Annotated in this window: 15 protein-coding genes; 10 read left to right on the forward strand and 5 right to left on the reverse strand. The window is 66.5% G+C overall.

All coding sequences use genetic code 11. The features are described 5' to 3' along the window. The first annotated feature begins 117 nt into the window (after nucleotides 1-117). The 7 genes from RQI28_RS14385 (at nucleotide 118) to RQI28_RS14415 (ending at nucleotide 10,161) form a co-directional block, all read left to right on the forward strand. Entirely contained in the window at nucleotides 118-276 is a 159-nt protein-coding gene (locus tag RQI28_RS14385; RefSeq protein ID WP_311230738.1) for a hypothetical protein, read from the forward strand. Next, the gene (locus RQI28_RS14390) at nucleotides 273-431 is read left to right on the forward strand and encodes a hypothetical protein (RefSeq protein ID WP_311230737.1); all 159 of its coding nucleotides are present in this window, start codon (nucleotides 273-275) and stop codon (nucleotides 429-431) included. The genes RQI28_RS14385 and RQI28_RS14390 overlap by 4 nt, the downstream gene beginning before the upstream one ends. Then, nucleotides 428-3,994: an indolepyruvate ferredoxin oxidoreductase family protein gene (locus RQI28_RS14395; RefSeq protein ID WP_311223352.1), complete on the forward strand. Its 3,567-nt coding sequence runs from the start codon at nucleotides 428-430 to the stop codon at nucleotides 3,992-3,994. Before RQI28_RS14390 ends, RQI28_RS14395 begins: the two co-directional genes overlap by 4 nt. A 267-nt stretch (nucleotides 3,995-4,261) precedes the next feature. After that, complete coding sequence (yajC, locus tag RQI28_RS14400; RefSeq protein ID WP_311223353.1) at nucleotides 4,262-4,597, forward strand: preprotein translocase subunit YajC; 336 nt, start codon at nucleotides 4,262-4,264, stop codon at nucleotides 4,595-4,597. 146 nt (nucleotides 4,598-4,743) lie between these two features. Further along, nucleotides 4,744-6,639 (forward strand): protein translocase subunit SecD, encoded by a 1,896-nt coding sequence (gene secD / locus RQI28_RS14405; RefSeq protein ID WP_311223354.1) that lies wholly within the window; start codon nucleotides 4,744-4,746, stop codon nucleotides 6,637-6,639. A gap of 12 nt (nucleotides 6,640-6,651) precedes the next feature. Continuing rightward, on the forward strand, nucleotides 6,652-7,605 hold the full coding sequence (gene secF / locus RQI28_RS14410) for a protein translocase subunit SecF (RefSeq protein ID WP_311223355.1): 954 nt from the start codon (nucleotides 6,652-6,654) through the stop codon (nucleotides 7,603-7,605). Between the two features lie 150 nt (nucleotides 7,606-7,755). Further along, nucleotides 7,756-10,161: a DUF1631 family protein gene (locus tag RQI28_RS14415; RefSeq protein ID WP_311223356.1), complete on the forward strand. Its 2,406-nt coding sequence runs from the start codon at nucleotides 7,756-7,758 to the stop codon at nucleotides 10,159-10,161. Nucleotides 10,162-10,204: 43 nt separating this feature from the next. Here RQI28_RS14415 and RQI28_RS14420 read toward each other — a convergent pair whose 3' ends face one another. The 3 genes from RQI28_RS14420 to recA all read right to left on the reverse strand — a co-directional run bounded on the left by RQI28_RS14420 (nucleotide 10,205) and on the right by recA (nucleotide 13,022). Next, complete coding sequence (locus RQI28_RS14420) at nucleotides 10,205-11,179, reverse strand: tripartite tricarboxylate transporter substrate binding protein (RefSeq protein WP_311223357.1); 975 nt, start codon at nucleotides 11,177-11,179, stop codon at nucleotides 10,205-10,207. A 149-nt stretch (nucleotides 11,180-11,328) separates the two neighbouring features. Beyond that, entirely contained in the window at nucleotides 11,329-11,802 is a 474-nt protein-coding gene (recX, locus tag RQI28_RS14425) for a recombination regulator RecX (protein ID WP_311223358.1), read from the reverse strand. A gap of 104 nt (nucleotides 11,803-11,906) precedes the next feature. Next, a complete protein-coding gene (gene recA, locus RQI28_RS14430; protein WP_311223359.1) occupies nucleotides 11,907-13,022 on the reverse strand; it encodes a recombinase RecA in 1,116 nt (371 codons plus the stop codon). Between the two features lie 141 nt (nucleotides 13,023-13,163). Here recA and RQI28_RS14435 point away from each other — a divergent pair, with 141 nt between their 5' ends. From RQI28_RS14435 to RQI28_RS14445, 3 genes are all read left to right on the forward strand, one after another. Further along, complete coding sequence (locus tag RQI28_RS14435; RefSeq protein WP_311223360.1) at nucleotides 13,164-13,667, forward strand: MarR family winged helix-turn-helix transcriptional regulator; 504 nt, start codon at nucleotides 13,164-13,166, stop codon at nucleotides 13,665-13,667. 70 nt (nucleotides 13,668-13,737) lie between these two features. Further along, on the forward strand, nucleotides 13,738-14,427 hold the full coding sequence (locus RQI28_RS14440) for a response regulator transcription factor (protein WP_311223361.1): 690 nt from the start codon (nucleotides 13,738-13,740) through the stop codon (nucleotides 14,425-14,427). Between the two features lie 111 nt (nucleotides 14,428-14,538). Next, nucleotides 14,539-16,005 (forward strand): sensor histidine kinase N-terminal domain-containing protein, encoded by a 1,467-nt coding sequence (locus tag RQI28_RS14445; protein WP_311223362.1) that lies wholly within the window; start codon nucleotides 14,539-14,541, stop codon nucleotides 16,003-16,005. Between the two features lie 78 nt (nucleotides 16,006-16,083). On the opposite strand, the gene RQI28_RS14450 is transcribed toward RQI28_RS14445, so the two are convergent. Together RQI28_RS14450 and RQI28_RS14455 are read right to left on the reverse strand one after the other, a co-directional pair. Next, complete coding sequence (locus tag RQI28_RS14450) at nucleotides 16,084-16,467, reverse strand: hypothetical protein (RefSeq protein ID WP_311223363.1); 384 nt, start codon at nucleotides 16,465-16,467, stop codon at nucleotides 16,084-16,086. Between the two features lie 416 nt (nucleotides 16,468-16,883). Further along, nucleotides 16,884-17,234, reverse strand: coding sequence for a DUF4148 domain-containing protein (locus RQI28_RS14455; protein ID WP_311223364.1), 351 nt, complete (start codon nucleotides 17,232-17,234; stop codon nucleotides 16,884-16,886). Between the last annotated feature and the right edge of the window lie 111 nt (nucleotides 17,235-17,345).

Raw genomic sequence — 17,345 nt, forward strand, 5'->3', positions numbered from 1 at the left:
AAACGAGGGTAAACACGGCACGAATGAGAAAGGACATATCCGGCGCGCGTCCCTAAACTTCTTCGCATAGGCCAAGCCCACGAGGCGCGGCCGCCTCACGACGATGGAGAGACAAATATGAACGCCCAACTGCCCGAGCACATCCGCCGCGCTATCGAGACCGTCACGCTCGACGACAACCCGCAAAGCGGGTTGCACCACAAGGACGTGGCGGGCGGCAACGCCGCACGTAGCGGATTTGGCGTCGAGCTTGCTTGCAAAGGAAATGTGCAATGAACGCCCCGCTGCCAGAGCACATCCGCCGCGCTATCGAGACCGTCACGCTCGACGACAACCCGCAAAGCGGGTTGCACCACAAGGACGTGGCGGGCGGCAACGCCGCACGTAGCGGATTTGGCGTCGAGCTTGCTTGCGAAGGAAATGTGCAATGAACGCCCCGCTGCCAGAGCACATCCGCCGCGCTATCGAGACCGTCACGCTCGACGACAAATACGCCCTACCCGACGGGCGTGCCTTCATGAGCGGCGTGCAGGCCCTGGTCCGCCTGCCCATGCTGCAGCGCCAGCGCGACGCCATGGCGGGGCTGAACACCGCCGGCTTCATCAGCGGCTACCGAGGCAGCCCGCTGGGCACTTACGACCAGGCGCTGTGGTCGGCCAAGAAGCACCTGGCCAAGAACCACATCGTGTTCCAGCCCGGGGTGAACGAAGAGCTGGGCGCCACGGCCGTGTGGGGCACGCAGCAGTTAGACCTGTACCCGCAGACCAAAAAGTACGACGGCGTGTTCGGCATCTGGTACGGCAAGGGCCCGGGCGTGGACCGGTGCTCGGACGTGTTCAAGCACGCCAACATGGCCGGCACATCCAAGCACGGCGGAGTGATCGCCATCGCGGGCGACGACCACATCAGCAAGAGCAGCACCGCGCCCCATCAGAGCGACCACATCTTCAAGGCCTGCGGCCTGCCGGTGTTCTTCCCCAGCAGCGTGCAAGACATTCTGGACATGGGCCTGCATGCCTTCGCCATGAGCCGGTTCTCAGGCGTGTGGTCGGGCATGAAGACCATCCAGGAGGTGGTGGAGTCGTCCAGCAGCGTCTCGGTCGACCCCGACCGCGTGAACATCGTCATGCCCGAGGACTTCGCCATGCCGCCGGGCGGCCTGCACATCCGCTGGCCCGACGCGCCGCTGGAGCAGGAAGCGCGCTTGATGGACTACAAGTGGTATGCGGCGCTGGCGTATATCCGCGCCAACAAGCTCAACTACAACGTGATCGCCGGCCCGAAAGACCGCTTCGGCATCATCGCCAGCGGCAAGGCCTACAACGACACGCGCCAGGCGCTCATCGACCTGGGCCTGGACGAAGACGTCTGCCACCAGTTGGGCATCCGCGTGCACAAGGTCAACGTGGTGTGGCCGCTGGAGGCCACCATCACCCGCGACTTTGCTCAAGGGCTGCAAGAGATTCTGGTGGTCGAAGAAAAGCGCCAGGTCATCGAATACCAGATCAAGGAAGAGCTCTACAACTGGCGCTCCGACGTGCGGCCCAACGTGCTGGGGAAGTTCGACGAGGTGGAGGGCGACAACTCCGGCGGCGAATGGAGCATGCCCAACCCCAGCCAGAACTGGCTGCTGCGCCCCAAGGCCGACCTGACGCCCGCGATCATCGCGCGGGCCATCGCCAAGCGCCTGAAGAAGCTGGGCGTGCCGTCCGACGTGGTCGCCCGTATGGACGAGCGCCTGGCCGTGATCGACGCGCGCGAACGCGGCATGGCGGAATTGAAGGTGGAGACTGGCGACCGCACGCCGTGGTTCTGCAGCGGCTGCCCGCACAACACCAGCACCCGCGTGCCCGACGGCTCGCGCGCGGTGGCCGGCATCGGCTGCCACTACATGGTCAACTGGATGCCCGACCGCAACACGTCCACCTTCACGCAGATGGGCGGCGAGGGCGTGACCTGGGTGGGCCAGGCTCCGTTCACCACCGAACGCCACGTGTTCGCCAACCTGGGCGACGGCACCTACTTCCACAGCGGGCTGCTGGCCATTCGCCAGAGCATCGCGGCGGGCACCAACATCACCTACAAGGTGCTCTACAACGACGCCGTCGCCATGACGGGCGGCCAGCAGGTGGGCGAGCGGCCTGAAGGGCATTCGGTGCTGCAGATCATGGCCAGCCTGAAGGCCGAAGGCATCGCCAAGCTGGTCATCGTGACCGACGAGCCGGCCAAGTACGACGGCGTGAAGCTGGCCGAAGGCGTGACGGTGCACCACCGCGACGAGCTGGACACCATCCAGCGCGAATTCCGCGAGATCGCCGGCTGCACGGCCATCATCTACGACCAGACCTGCGCGACTGAAAAGCGCCGCCGCAGAAAGCGCGGCACCCTGGCCACGCCCGACAAGACGGTGGTCATCAACGAGCTGGTGTGCGAGGGCTGCGGCGACTGTTCGGTCCAATCGAACTGCCTGTCGGTCGAGCCGGTGGAAACCGAATTCGGCCGCAAGCGCCGCATCAACCAGAACAGCTGCAACAAGGACTATTCCTGCGTGAAGGGCTTCTGCCCGAGCTTCGTCACCGTCGAAGGCGGCACGCTCAAGAAACCCAAGAAGGAAAAGAAGGGCGATCTGTCGGTGATGCCGAACCTGCCTGAACCGGTGCTGCCGGTGGCCGAGGCCGCGTGGGGCATCGTCGTGGCCGGCGTCGGCGGCACGGGCGTGATCACCATCGGATCGCTGCTGGGCATGGCCGCGCACCTGGACGGCAAGGGCGTCATCACGCAGGACGCAGCAGGCCTGGCGCAAAAGGGCGGCGCCACCTGGAGCCACATTCAAATCGCCAACCGGCCGGACGCCATCTACACCACCAAGGTCGACACCGCCAAGGCCGACCTGATCATCGGCTGCGACCCCATCGTCGCCGCCACCAAGACCACGCTGGCCGCCATGCACCCGGGCCGCACCTACGTGGCGCTGAACACGCACGGCACGCCCTCGGCTGCCTTCGTGCACAACCCCGACTGGCAGTTTCCGGCCGGCAGCTGCGAGGCGGCCATTGCCGGCACGGTGGGGCAGGGCAGCCTGGACGCGTTCGATGCCGACCAGGTCGCCGTGCAGCTGCTGGGCGACAGCATCTATACCAACCCGCTGATGCTGGGCTACGCCTGGCAAAAGGGCCGCGTGCCGCTGTCGCACGCCGCGCTGATGCGGGCAATGGAGCTCAACGGCGTGCAGATCGAAAACAACCAGGCCGCCTTCGAATGGGGCCGCCGCTGCGCGCATGACCTGGCCGCGGTGCAGGCGCTCTTCAAGGCCGCGCAGGTGATCCAGTTCGTCAAGAAGCCGGGCTTGGCCGAGATGATCGCCAAGCGCGTGGACTTCCTGACGCAGTACCAGAACGCCGCCTATGCCGCCGAATACCAGGCCTTCGTGGACAAGGTGCGGGCCGCGGAAGCCACCGTCGGCACCACGACGAAGCTCACCGAGGCCGTCGCGCGCTACCTGTTCAAGCTGATGGCGTACAAGGACGAATACGAAGTCGCCCGCCTGCACACCGATGCGGCCTTCGTCGCCAAGATCGACGGCATGTTCGAAGGCGACTACCGCGTGGTGCACCACCTGGCGCCGCCGCTGACGACCAAGAAGAACGACAAGGGCGAACTGGTCAAGCAGCCCTTCGGCCCGTGGATGCGCCGCGCCTTTGCGGTGCTGGCGAAGTGCAAGGGCCTGCGCGGCACCGCGCTCGACCCGTTCGGCCGCACCGAAGAACGCCGCACAGAGCGCGCGTTGATCGGCGAATACCGCGCGGCCATCGACGAGCTGCTCGCCGGGCTGTTGGCCGAACGCCTGCCGCTGGCCGTGGAGATCGCCCGCATCCCCGAAGGCATTCGCGGCTACGGCCACGTGAAGGAACGCCACCTGGCTACCGTGCGCCCGCAGTGGGACGGCCTGATGGCGCAGTGGCGCAACCCCGGGGCCGAGCGGCAGATGGCCTGAGCGCCGGCGTCATCCCTGCCGGCCTCATTATTCGATTTGCTATTAAAATCATAGCTAATAGCGCTTATGGAATAAGCGCTAGAGGCCCATTTGTTGCTTGAATTGATGGGCTGACAGCGGGTGCGCCGGCCAAAGCCCGGCAGGGCGCGGGTTATGACAGGCCCGCTGGGGCGGCGCCGAATACAATGCCCGGTTACGTCCCGCCCGGCCTCGTTGGCTGCAGTGCGGGCGTCCGAATCGACCCCTCACTCCGTGGAGCTTCCCGCCGTGTTCATTTCTTCCGCCTTCGCCCAGACCGCCCCTGCTGCCACCGCCACCGGCGGCGGCCTGATGGGCTCGCTCACCGGCATGCTGCCGCTGGTGCTCATGTTCGTGGTGCTGTACTTCATCATGATCCGTCCCCAGATGAAGCGCCAGAAAGAGCACCGCGCCATGATCGAAGCCATCGCCAAGGGCGACGAAGTGGCGACGTCCGGCGGTCTGCTGGGCCGTGTATCGCGCGTGTCCGAAGGTTACTTGCACCTCGAAATTGCCTCGGGCATCGAAGTGCAGGTCCAACGCAGCGCCGTGGCGCAAGTCTTGCCCAAGGGCACGGTCAAATAAAGACAACCCCCTGAGCGGCTGTGCCGCTTCCCCCTTCTCTCTGCGCCGACGCGCGGGCAGGAGGGCGACGCCAGTGGCCTGGCACACAGCCAGTTCCACGGCGTCTGCTGGCCTGGGTCTGGATAACAGAGAGAAGAAGCGCGATCATGAACCGTTACCCGGTCTGGAAGTACGCGATCCTCGTGATCGTGATGCTGGTGGGGGTGCTCTACACCCTGCCCAATTTCTTCGGTGAGGCGCCTGCAGTGCAGGTCTCCTCGGCCAAGGCCACCGTCAAGGTGGACGTGGCCGTGCAGCAGCGCGTGGAGGCGGCCTTGCAGGCCGCTGGCGTCGCCGCCGACCAGGTCGTGCTGGAAGGCAACTCGGTGCGCGCGCGCTTCGACACGCCCGACAACCAGCTCAAGGCCAAGGACGCCATCCAGCGCGCCCTGGTGCCTGACGCGAACGATCCGCCCTACATCGTGGCGCTGAACCTGGTTTCGCGCTCGCCCGCCTGGCTGACCGCGCTGCATGCGCGCCCCATGTACCTGGGGCTGGACCTGCGCGGCGGCGTGCACTTCATGCTGCAGGTGGACATGCAGGCCGCGCTGACCAAGCGGGCCGAATCGCTCGCCGGCGACCTGCGCACCACCATGCGCGACAAGAACATCCGCCACGGCGGCATCAGCCGGGACGGCCAGACGGTCGACGTCCGCGTGCGCGACGAAGCCACGCTGACGGCTGCGCGCAACCTCATCGCCGACCAGTTCCAGGACCTGCAGGCCACCAGCACGCCGGACGGCGACGGATTCCGCCTGCGCGCCACCATCAAGCCCGAGGCCGTGCGCCGCGTGCAGGAACAGGCCCTCAAGCAGAACATGACCACGCTGCACAACCGGATCAACGAACTCGGCGTGGCCGAGCCGGTGATCCAGCAGCAAGGGTTGGATCGCATCGTCGTGCAGCTGCCCGGCGTGCAGGACACCGCCAAGGCCAAGGACATTTTGGGCCGCACCGCCACGCTGGAAGTGCGCATGGTGGACGAAGGCTCCGACGCGCGTTCGGCCGAGATGGGCTCCGGCCCCGTGCCGTTCGGCTCCGAGAAGTACCTCGACCGCAATGGGCAGCCGATTATCGTCAAGAAGCAGGTCGTGCTGACCGGCGAGAACCTGACTGACGCGCAGCCCGGCTTCGACGGCCAGACGCAGGAAGCCACCGTGAACCTGACGCTCGACGCCAAGGGCTCGCGCATCTTCCGCGACATCACGCGCGAGAGCATCGGCAAGCGCATGGCCATCGTGCTGTTCGAAAAGGGCAAGGGCGAAGTGGTGACCGCGCCCGTCATCCGCAGCGAAATCGGCGGCGGCCGCGTGCAGATCTCCGGCCGCATGACCACCGCGGAAGCCAACGACACCTCGCTGCTGCTGCGCGCCGGCTCGCTGGCTGCGCCCATGGAAATCATCGAGGAATACACCATCGGCCCGAGCCTGGGCGAAGACAACATCCAGCGCGGCATCAACAGTGTGGTCTGGGGCTTTGTCGCGATCTCGGTGTTCATGTGCATCTACTACGCCCTGTTCGGCGTGATCTCGTCCATCGCCCTGTCGGTGAACGTGCTGCTGTTGTTGTCGATCCTGTCGATGTTGCAGGCCACGCTGACATTGCCCGGCATCGCCGCGCTGGCGCTGGCGCTGGGCGTTGCCATCGACTCGAACGTGCTGATCAATGAGCGCATCCGGGAAGAACTGCGCGCGGGCGTGTCACCGCAGGCAGCCATTCATACGGGCTACGAGCGTGCTTGGGCGACGATTCTCGACTCCAACGTCACCACGCTGATCGCCGGCCTGGCGCTGCTGGCTTTCGGCTCCGGCCCGGTGCGTGGCTTTGCCGTGGTGCATTGCATCGGCATTCTGACCAGCATGTTCTCGGCCGTGTTCTTCTCGCGCGGGCTCGTCAACCTGTGGTACGGCCGCAAGAAGAAGCTCAAGAGCGTGTCGATCGGCCAGGTCTGGAAGCCTGAGCCGGAAGCTCCGTCCGCACCCGTTGTGACCAAGAACATTTAAGGAGGAAGAACCATGGAGTTTTTCCGCATCAGAAAAGACATTCCGTTCATGAAGTACGCGTTGTTGCTCAACGCGATTTCCTTCATCACGTTTGCGCTGGCGGTGTTCTTCCTGATCACGCGCGGGCTGCACCTGTCGGTGGAGTTCACCGGCGGCACGGTCATGGAGGTGGCCTACACGCAGACCGCCGACATCGGCAAGGTGCGCGAGACCGTCACCAACCTCGGCTACCCCGAAGTGATCGTGCAGAACTTCGGCACGTCGCGCGACGTGATGATTCGCCTGCCCGTGCAAAAGGGCGTTACCTCGGCACAGCAAAGCGAGCAGGTGCTGGCCGCGTTGAAGGCGGCCGACCCTGAGGTCACCATGCGTCGTACCGAATTCGTCGGTCCACAGGTGGGGGAAGAACTGGTGCACGGCGGCCTGATGGCGCTGGGCGTGGTGGTGCTGGGCATCGTGATCTACCTGGCCTTCCGCTTCGAGTGGAAGTTCGGCGTAGCGGCGGTCATCGCCAACCTGCACGACGTGGTCATCATCCTGGGTTTCTTCGCGTTCTTCCAGTGGGAGTTCTCGCTGGCCGTGCTGGCCGGCGTGCTCGCGGTGCTGGGCTATTCGGTGAACGAGTCGGTGGTGATCTTCGACCGGATCCGCGAGGCCTTCCGCAAGTACCGCAAGATGAACACGCACGAGGTGATCGACCACGCCATCACCAGCACCATGAGCCGCACGATCATCACCCACGCCTCGACCGAGGCGGTGGTGCTGTCGATGTTCTTCTTCGGTGGCCCGAGCCTGCATTACTTCGCGCTGGCCCTCACCATCGGCATTTTGTTCGGTATTTATTCGTCGGTGTTCGTTGCTGCCGCCATCGCCATGTGGCTGGGCGTCAAGCGGGAAGACCTGGTCAAGACGCCCCCCCGCAAGGACGGCGACCCGAACGACCCGAACGCCGGCGCTGCCGTCTAGAACCACCTTATGAACGCACCCGCACAGCCCACCCGGGCGCGCCGGGTGCGTGGCCTGCAGCCTGCCGCATGCGCACAGGGACTGCGGGCCAGGTTCGAGGGTTCACCATGCTTTCGGCCGGCCGGCCGGCGCGACTAAGATCAGGCGCGTATGCAAGAAGCAGTTCCTTCCCCTGTTCCACACCGCCGGCTGGGCCGTGTGGCGCGGCACCGGTTTGCGGAAGGCCTGTGCGCGGCGCTGCCGGCGCTCGACAGAAAGCTGCTGGATTTCCTCGTCGAGTTGACGGGCCTCACCGCCACACAGCGCGAGATGCAGTCCCGCCGGGATGCCCTGACGCGCTATCAGCAGCATCACCTGAAGTGGATCGAGGGCGTTGCCCGGGCCTGGCGCAGCAGCTTGGCTCCGCTGGTCACCACGTCGCGCGGCGCGCTGTCTTCCGCCACCGACAGCTTCGAGCTGGTGAGCGACGACGTGGTCGAAAACAAGATCCTCGCCTCGCGCATCGCCCTTACCGTGGCCGAACATGCCGGCACCAACTACGATGCACTGCGCCAGCGCACCCAGCAACTGGAAGGCCAGGAGCTGGAGAGCCACGACATCCTGCGGCCCGAAGTGCTGTGCCTGGCACTGGTAGACCAGTGGGTGCATGCCGGCCTGCCGCGCACCGATCTGCAGTTGCCGCTCGATCCGCTGCAGCGCGAGCTGGCGGCGCTGGTGCAGGCGCAGTACCAGGAAGCTGCGGCATTCCTTGAAGCCCAGGGCGTGCAGGCGTCCAACGACCTGCGCTCGCGGGTGCGCCGCACCGCCGGCGGCTCGCTGGTGGGTGGTGGTGGTGCTGGTGCGGCCGACAGCGCAAACGCCGGCGTCAACGCGGCTTCCACATCGTCTGCTGGCGGCCTGGCCACGCAGGCGCTGCGCGCCTCGCGTGAAGCGCTGGCAGGCGGCGCCGGGCTCCGCTCCGGCCTCACCCAGCCCGGCCCCGTGACGGGCGCGCCCTCCGGCCTGTTCGTCACGCCGCTGGTGCGTGCGCGGCAGCGGGCGCAGGGCGTCATGGGTCAGCTGCGGCGCTTGCTGGTGCAGCCCGCGCCCGGCGTCGATCTTTCGCAGCCCGGACAGTTGATGCACCCGGGTCAGCCCGGTGTGCCGGGCCAGCCCGCGCCGCCGGCATCGGCCGCGCTGGTGCAGGCGCTGGCCGCGCAGCGCATGCAGGCCGACAGCTATTACGGCGGCGCCACCTTGGTCGAGGACTACAGCCCGGTGGCCGTCGTGCAACTGGTGGGCGCCGTGCGCGAGCGCTCTGCCGAGCTGAAGAAGAAGGCGACGACTGCGGGCGAAAAGGCCATCATCGAAGTCGTCGCCCTGATGTTCCAGAGCATCCTGAGCGAAGACCGCATTCCGCCCTCGGTGCGGGTGTGGTTCGCGCGGCTGCAGGTGCCGGTGCTGCGCGTGGCGCTGGCCGAGCCGGAATTCTTCAGCAACCTGACCCACCCCGCGCGCCAGCTCATCGACCGCATGGGCGCGGTGGTGCTGGGCTTCGATGCGGCAGCCATCAGCGGCAGCGCCATGGAAGGCGAGATCCGCCGCGTGGTACAGGTGATCGAGCAATACCCGGAAACCGGGCAGCGCGTGTTCCAGCTGGTGTATGACGAGTTCGAGAAATTCCTGTCCAAGTTCCTGACCGAGAAGCAGACCACCTCGCGCCTGGTCACGGTGGCGCAGCAGGTCGAGCAGCGGGAAACGCTGGCGATCCAGTACACCATCGAGCTGCGCGCGCTGCTCAAGGACATGCCGGTGCGCGACGAGATCCGCGAGTTCCTGTTCAAGACCTGGGCCGAGGTGCTGGCCCTGTCCGCCGTGCGCGACGGCCCGCAGCATGCCGACACCACCGTGTTCAAGCAAACGGCGGCCGACCTGGTATGGGCCGCCAGCGCCAAGCCCAACCGCGCCGATCGCGCCAAGGTCATCCAGACCCTGCCGGCTCTGCTGCAGCGCGTGCGCCAGGGGCTGGCGCTGGTGGGCACCAGCGGCGAGGCGCAGGACGCCCAGGTGAAAGTGCTGACCGACACGCTGGCCGACGCCTTCCTGTCCAAGACGGCATCCATTCCGCAGGCGCACATCGACACGCTGGCGCGGCGCCTGGCCAACCTGGAAGACTACCTGTCCGACGCCACGCTGGGCGAGATGCCGCTCAATGCGGACAACATCGAGATGCTGCTGGGCATCGACGCGTCCTCGATCCACGTGGTGGCCGACAACGGCGCGCCGGTGCAGGCCGAAATGGTCGCTTGGGCACAAGAGCTGCCGGTGGGCAACTGGTACACGCTGGACCACAACGGCGCCTCTGCCCAGGTGCAGTATGTCTGGCACAGTGCGCGCAAGCAGCTGCATCTGTTCGCCGCCACCGACGGCAGCAGCTACCTGCTGCAGCTGCACCGGCTGGGCGCCTATCTGCAGGCCGGCCTGCTGGTGGGGCAGGACGACGAAGGCCTCACCACGCGCGCCACACGCGACGCGCTGGCCAAGCTCGACGCGAATCCGGAGCGGCTGCTGGGCTGAGGTTTCCGCAGCGCGCACCGGGGCGTGCCCGCGCGGCTACTGGCTATTGCTTCGGAATCCCGGCACGCTGAATCACGGCTGACCAACGCTGGATCTCGCTGGCCAGCAATGCCGCCTGCTGCGCGGGCGTGCTGCCCCGCGCCTCGACTCCCCACTCCTGCAACTGCCGGCGCAGCTCCGGTGCGGCCAGCGCGGCGTTCACTTCGCGGTTCAGCCGGGCGATCACGTCGGGCGGCGTGCGGGCGGGTGCCGCCAGGGCGTTCCATGAAGTCACGTCGAACCCCTTTGCTGCTGCATCGCTTTCCGCCACGGTCGGCACGTCCGGCAGCGACCTGGCGCGCCTGGCGCCCATCACCGCGAGCCCGCGCAACGCCTTGCCGGTGATCTGGCTCGTCACGGGCGCGAGTATTTCCACGGCCGCATCCACCTGGCCGCCGCGCAACGCAGTGACGACGGCGGGCGTGCCGTTGAAAGGCACCACCTGCACGTCGATGTTCAGCGTGCTTTTCAGCAGCTCGGCCGCCAAGTGCTGTGTGCTGCCCACCTGCACGGTCGCGATGTTGAGGCGCCCGGGCCGGGCCTTGGCCTCGGCGATCAGGGTGCGCATCGAGGTGATCGGGCTGTTGGCGGCCACCAGCACCGCCAGATCGAAGCTGCCCAGCGTGGAGATGGGCGCGAAGTCTTTCACCGTGTCGTAGGGCAGTGAGGCGAAAAGGCCTGCGCTGACTGCGGTGCCGTTCGACATCAGCAGCAGGGTGTGCCCATCGGGCGCGGCATTGGCGACCGTGCTGGCGGCCACCACGCCGCCCGCGCCGGGCTTGTTGTCCACCACGATGCTTTGCCCCAGCGACGCGGCCATCTTCTGCGCCACGCTGCGTACCGTCAGGTCGGCCACGCCGCCCGGGCCGAACGGCACCACGATGCGTATCGCCCGCGAGGAAAGGGGTTGCGCCAACGCGCGCAAGGGCGGCAGGCCCAGCGCCAGCAGGGCGCTAAAGGCCCAGCGTCTTCTATTCATGGAAAGGTCTCCTGCGCCCCCGGACGCGGGCCGGAGGTCGAGCCTCACTATGACCGGCCTGCCGCCGCGTGCCTAGCGCCAGCGCCCTCTGTCTGCTATGCCTTGCCGGCATGGCATGACGACCGGGGTACAGCCCTCATCAGACCCCATCAACCCGCGCTGCCCTCATCGCCCGCGTCTTCTAAAGCACCCGCCAACACCTTGCGCACCGTGTCGCCGCCAAAGCCCCGCGTCATCAAAAAGCGCGTCTGCTTCGCGCGCTCCTGCAAGCTTTGCGGCGGGCCGTCGAAGCGGCGGCGCCACACGGCGCGGGCGCGGTCGATTTCCGTGTCCTTCAAGCGTTCGGCCGTGGCGCGCACCAGGGCTTCGTCCAGCCCTTTGCCGCGCAGCTCCTGCATCACGCGCTGCATGCCCAGCCTGGGGGCGCGGCGGTTGACGACCGAATCGGCGACCCGGCCGGCGTTGATGAAATCCTTGGCCTCCAACTCGTCGAGCACGGCGGCCAGGTCGTCGCCTTCCTGCACGTGGCGCGACAGCTTGGTCTGCAGCTCGGCGCGGGAATGCTCGCGCTGTGCCAACAGGCGCAGCGCGCGGCCCTTGAGCGATAACGTGGCAAAACCCATTGGTGCTATGAAAAATGTAGCTTGCAGCGCTTGTCAATCAAGCGCTGCAGCCACTTTTCGTTCAAAAATCGCAGATGGAAGGGCGTGCCGGATTCAACCCCGGATCACTTCTCCGCCCGGTCGGCTTTGTCGGCCTTGGGCGCCTTGTCGGCCTTGCCCTCGGCTGCTGCGGGCACGCCGCCCGGCAACAGCGAGATGCCCAGGCTCTCGCGCACCTTGTTCTCGATCTCCACCGCCAGGTCAGCGTTCTCGCGCAGGAATTCGCGGGCGTTGTCACGGCCCTGGCCGATCTTCTCGCCGTTGTAGGCATACCAGGCGCCGCTCTTTTCGATGATGCGCGCTTCTACGCCCATGTCGATGATCTCGCCTTCGCGGCTGATGCCTTCGCCGAACAGGATGTCGAACTCGGCCGTCTTGAAGGGCGGGCTCACCTTGTTCTTCACCACCTTCACCTTGGTTTCGTTGCCGATGGCTTCGTCGCCCTTCTTGATGGTGCCGGTGCGGCGGATGTCCAGGCGCACGGAGGCATAGAACTTCAGCGCATTGCCGCCGGTCGTGGTTTCGGGGCTGCCGAACATCACGCCGATCTTCATGCGGATCTGGTTGATGAAGATGACCATGCAATTGGTCTTCTTGATGGTGGCAGTGAGCTTGCGCAGCGCCTGGCTCATCAGGCGGGCCTGCAGGCCGGGCAGCGCGTCGCCCATCTCGCCTTCGATTTCAGCCTTGGGGGTCAGTGCGGCCACCGAGTCGATGACGATCAGATCCACGGCGCCCGAGCGCACCAGGCTGTCGACGATTTCCAGTGCTTGTTCACCGGTGTCGGGCTGGCTGATCAGCAGGTCGGACAGCTGCACGCCCAGCTTCTGGGCGTACTGCACGTCCAGCGCGTGCTCGGCGTCGACGAAGGCGCACTGGCCGCCCACCTTCTGCATCTCGGCGATGACCTGCAGCGTGAGCGTGGTCTTGCCCGAGCTTTCCGGGCCGTAGATCTCGACCACGCGGCCACGCGGCAGGCCGCCCACGCCCAGGGCCACGTCCAGGCCCAGCGAGCCGGTGGAGACGACCTGGATATCCTCGATCACCTCGCCTTCGCCCAGGCGCATGATCGTGCCCTTGCCGAACTGCTTTTCGATCTGCGCCAGCGCGGCTTGCAGGGCCTTGGCCTTTTCGGCGTTGACGGGTTGTGCGGGGTTGGTGTTCTTGACTGCGACGTCCATGGAAAACTCCTGGAAAAACAAGGGGGTTATGCGTTTCATCCGATCTGCTGTTAAGCACAGGCTGGATGCTTGAACAGTAGTTTATGGGCGGGTTGCAAGGTTTCAAAGCAAATTTTGGTCAGTTTGGCTGACAATCGACCCATGGCTGATTTGACTCACTCTCCGGCTGCCGGCGACAGCTGGCGGCACACCCACCTCGGCCGGCTGCTGGGTCATGCCATGCGGCGCTTCGACGCCCGTGTGCTGCAACTGATGGCGCACGACGTAGAGGTGCCGCTGGCGCTGTCCAACCTGGCCGCGCGTGACCAGATCAGCGCGGCGCATGTGCACATCACGCGCCACCTGGCGCTCTCCGGCGACCGGCTGACCGACCTGGCGCGCCGCGCGGGCATGACCAAGCAGGCCATGGCCAACCTGGTGGACCAGTGCGAGGCCTGGGGCTTGGTCACGCGCGAGCCCGACCCGCTGGACGCCCGCGCACGCCGCGTGCGCTTCACGCCCACCGGGCTGGCCTGGCTGCAGGCTTTTCAGCGCGCCGTGGCGCAGGCTGAGGCGGAGTTTCGCGATGCGGTCGGCCACGACGTGGCCACGGTGGTGGCCATTGGGCTGGAGGCTTATGCCGGCGGTGATGCGCCGGTGGACTGACGCCTAGAATCACCGCCACGCGCGGCGTGTCGAAGCTTCGACCCCAGACCGCGCACCAGGAGACCAACGCATGCGAATTCTCATTGCCGAAGACGACCAGGTGCTGGCCGACGGCCTGCTGCGCACGCTGCGCGGATCGGGCGCGGTGGTCGACCATGTGGCCAGCGGCACCGAGGCCGACGCCGCGCTGCTGGCCAATAGCGAATTCGATCTGCTGATACTGGACCTGGGCCTGCCGCGCCTGCACGGCCTGGAGGTGCTCAAGCGCCTGCGCGGCCGGGGCTCGGCCATGCCGGTGCTGATCCTCACCGCCGCCGACAGCGTGGATGAGCGCGTCAAGGGCCTGGACTTCGGCGCCGACGATTACATGGCCAAGCCGTTTTCGCTGCAGGAGCTGGAAGCGCGCGTGCGGGCGCTGACCCGGCGCGGCATGGGCGGCACCACCAGCGTGATCCGCCACGGTCCGCTGGTGTACGACCAGGCCGGGCGCGTGGCCACCATCGACGGCCGCATGGTCGAGCTGTCGGCGCGCGAGCTGGGCTTGCTCGAGGTATTGCTGCAGCGCGCCGGCCGCCTGGTCAGCAAGGAACAACTGGTCGAGCGACTGTGCGAATGGGGCGAAGAGGTGAGCAACAACGCCATCGAGGTGTACATCCACCGCCTGCGCAAGAAGATCGAGCGCGGCCCGATCCGCATCGCCACGGTGCGCGGCCTGGGCTACTGCCTGGAAAAGGTCGCGCCCGAGCGCTCGGTGGCATGATTGCTCTTGTTTTTATAGCTACTCGCGCTTGACCATCAAGCGCTAGAGCCTTAAAACACCTCAAACCCTACCACCCACCGCTCACCACCGTATGGCAGCCGAGCCCTTGGCGTGAAGATCTTCCAGCGCGAACAGCGCTCCCTGTTCGGCGAAATCCTCGACTGGATGCTCACGCCGCTCTTGCTGCTGTGGCCCGTCAGCCTGGCGCTGACCTGGCTGGTGGCGCAGGGGCTGGCCAACAAGCCGTTTGACCGCGCGCTCGAATACAACGCCCACGCGCTGGCGCAGTTGGTCACCGTGCAGGACGACCGGGTGCAGTTCAACCTGCCGCAGCCCGCCAGCGAGATCCTGCGCGCCGACGAATCCGACATCGTCTACTACCAGGTCGTGTCGCCCGACGGCGCGTACCTGTCGGGCGAGCGCGAGCTGCCGAAGCCGCCCGACGACGAAAAGCCGTTCTCTGGCGAGGTGCGGCTGCGCGATGCCGAGCTGCGCGGCATCGACATCCGCATCGCCTACCTGTGGGTGCGCGTGCCGCTGCCCGGCGCGCCGGCGGCGCTGGTGCAGGTGGCCGAAACCCGTGAAAAGCGCAGCGTGCTGGCCACCGAAATCATCAAGGGCGTGATGCTGCCGCAGTTCGCCATATTGCCGCTGGCCGTGCTGCTGGTGTGGCTGGCGCTGGCGCGCGGCATCAAGCCGCTGTCGCAGCTGGAAGAGCGCATTCGCGCGCGCAAGCCCGACGATCTGTCGCCGCTCGACCACAAGGCCGTGCCGATGGAAGTGGCGCCGCTGGTCGACTCGGTCAACGATCTGCTGCGCCGGCTCAACGAATCCATCGCCACGCAAAAGCGCTTTCTTGCCGACGCCGCGCACCAGCTCAAGACGCCGCTGGCGGGCCTGCGCATGCAGGCCGACCTGGCGCAGCGCGAGGGCTCAGACACCGAGGCGCTGCGCCGCTCGCTGCAGCAGATCGGCCGCAGCAGCATGCGCGCCACGCACACCGTCAACCAGTTGCTGGCGCTGGCCCGGGCCGAGGGCGGCACCGGCATGGTTCGCCAGCCGGTGGACCTGGCGCGGCTTGTGATCGAAGTGGTGCGCGACAGCGTGCCGCGCGCATTGGAGCGGCACATCGACTTGGGGTACGAAGGCGCAGAGCCTGGCGCGCCCGGCGTCTGGATGCATGGCAACGCCACGCTGCTCAAAGAGCTCGCGCGCAACTTGCTGGACAACGCGATGAACTACACGCCCTCCAACGCAGGGCAGCCCGGCGTCATCACTGCGCGCGTGTTGGCCGACACCTTCGGCCACGTGCTGCTGCTGCAGATCGAAGACTCCGGCCCTGGCGTGCCCGAAAGTGAGCGCGACCTGATCTTCCAGCCGTTCTACCGCGCGCTGGGCACTGACGCCGACGGCTCGGGCCTGGGCCTGCCCATCGTGGTGGAAATCGCGCGCCAGCATGGCGCCACCGTGCGGCTGGACGACGCGCAGCCAGGGCATGTGCCGCCCGGCGCGCGATTCACGGTGCAGTTCGCGTCACAGCCGGCACCTGCGCCCAGGCACTCGACCGGTCTTGAATGAAAAAAGCCCGCGCAGCAGGCGGGCTTTTTCTATGGTTGACCAGTGAGCACCCGCAGGGGCGCCCTCAAGTCAAGCCCATCAGTTGGTCATCGGAACGGTGCGGCTTTCGTACACGGACGCCACGGCGCTGGTCTCGCCACCCAGGCGGCGGACTTCGGCCACGTACTCAGGGCCGCTGCGCATGCGTTGGTATTCGGCCAGGCGTTGGGCGTACAGCGGGTCGGCGGCTGGCGAGCCTTCACCCACCTGGTACTGGCCCAGGCCTGCCATCTGCCACAGGTTCCAGTCGGCCTGCACTTCGGCGCGAGACACCTGGCGCGACGTGTCCGACACCATCGCCACAGGCGTTGGGCCTGCCCACACTTCCTGGTTCACGGGTGCGCCGGACATGCTGCCTGCGGCGGATGCGCCGGTGGCTGCGATGGCGAGGGTAGCTGCTGCGATGAGGTGCTTGCTGTTCATGTTGGGAAGTCCTTTCGAGGTCACACGGTGAGTGCAAAAAAGCGGTTGTCGAAGCGCGATGGCAAGGCAGGGGAGCGATGTCTTCGCGTTTCGCAACGTGTTTGCTTTTTGCTGCGAGGAAGGTCAGTGTGGACTGCGATGCAGGCGCTGCGTTGTGCGAAAACGCAGGGATTCGTGTCAGGTCCAGTCCGACGCGCCTGTGCTCCCTGGCGCCGCCGGGCGTACGCCATCCGGTCGTTTCCCAATGACAAAGACAACGCCGCCGCAAGGCACTGGAGTGTTGATCTTCCAGGCCATTGCGGCGGCGTCGTGCGGCTGTTTCCAATCGCTCTGCAGCCATTGGGCTGCGCTTTTTTTGAACGCTGCTTACAGCGCTTGCATTCACATGCAGGTGCTGCGCGTGCTGATCGCGTCGATCAGTTCACCGAGCGCTGCGATGCGGCGCCGGCGGTATTCACGCTGCCGCCCAGGCGCTGCACTTCAGCGACGTATTCAGGGCCGCTGCGCAGGCGTTGGTAAGCGGCCAGGCGTTGTGCGTAGGCGGGGTCGGCCACGTCGTTGTGGTCGCCGGCGTTGGCCTGGTTCAGGCCGGCACGGTTCCACAGGTTCAGTTCGGCCTGTACTTCAGCGCGAGAGAGCGACGCGCCCGAAGCCACAGGCTGGGCGCCGAACCATTCTTCTTGCGATGGGGCAGCAGCAGAAGCGGTGCCAGCAAAGGTGGTGGCGGCCAGGGCGGCAATGGCGAGGAGGTGCTTGGTGTTCTTCATGACAGTGCTTTCTTCAGTGATCTACAGGGCGGAATTGCTCGCTGCATGGACTGAAGTGTGTGCTTTTGCCGCTTTGGCGTATGTGCGCAAACGCACAGCTTTTCGCAGTTG

Source organism: Acidovorax sp. WCS2018Noco2-16, from assembly GCF_031843945.1.
Lineage (GTDB): Bacteria > Pseudomonadota > Gammaproteobacteria > Burkholderiales > Burkholderiaceae_C > Paracidovorax.

Bases quoted from the DNA above. Each gene is read 5' to 3' on its own strand.
- RQI28_RS14385 (WP_311230738.1), top strand. From the start codon at position 118: ATGAACGCCCAACTGCCCGAGCACATCCGCCGCGCTATCGAGACCGTC.
- RQI28_RS14390 (WP_311230737.1), top strand. From the start codon at position 273: ATGAACGCCCCGCTGCCAGAGCACATCCGCCGCGCTATCGAGACCGTC.
- RQI28_RS14395 (WP_311223352.1), top strand. From the start codon at position 428: ATGAACGCCCCGCTGCCAGAGCACATCCGCCGCGCTATCGAGACCGTC.
- secD (WP_311223354.1), top strand. From the start codon at position 4,744: ATGAACCGTTACCCGGTCTGGAAGTACGCGATCCTCGTGATCGTGATG.
- secF (WP_311223355.1), top strand. From the start codon at position 6,652: ATGGAGTTTTTCCGCATCAGAAAAGACATTCCGTTCATGAAGTACGCG.
- RQI28_RS14415 (WP_311223356.1), top strand. From the start codon at position 7,756: ATGCAAGAAGCAGTTCCTTCCCCTGTTCCACACCGCCGGCTGGGCCGT.
- RQI28_RS14420 (WP_311223357.1), bottom strand. From the start codon at position 11,179: ATGAATAGAAGACGCTGGGCCTTTAGCGCCCTGCTGGCGCTGGGCCTG.
- recX (WP_311223358.1), bottom strand. From the start codon at position 11,802: ATGGGTTTTGCCACGTTATCGCTCAAGGGCCGCGCGCTGCGCCTGTTG.
- recA (WP_311223359.1), bottom strand. From the start codon at position 13,022: ATGGACGTCGCAGTCAAGAACACCAACCCCGCACAACCCGTCAACGCC.
- RQI28_RS14435 (WP_311223360.1), top strand. From the start codon at position 13,164: ATGGCTGATTTGACTCACTCTCCGGCTGCCGGCGACAGCTGGCGGCAC.
- RQI28_RS14440 (WP_311223361.1), top strand. From the start codon at position 13,738: ATGCGAATTCTCATTGCCGAAGACGACCAGGTGCTGGCCGACGGCCTG.
- RQI28_RS14450 (WP_311223363.1), bottom strand. From the start codon at position 16,467: ATGAACAGCAAGCACCTCATCGCAGCAGCTACCCTCGCCATCGCAGCC.
- RQI28_RS14455 (WP_311223364.1), bottom strand. From the start codon at position 17,234: ATGAAGAACACCAAGCACCTCCTCGCCATTGCCGCCCTGGCCGCCACC.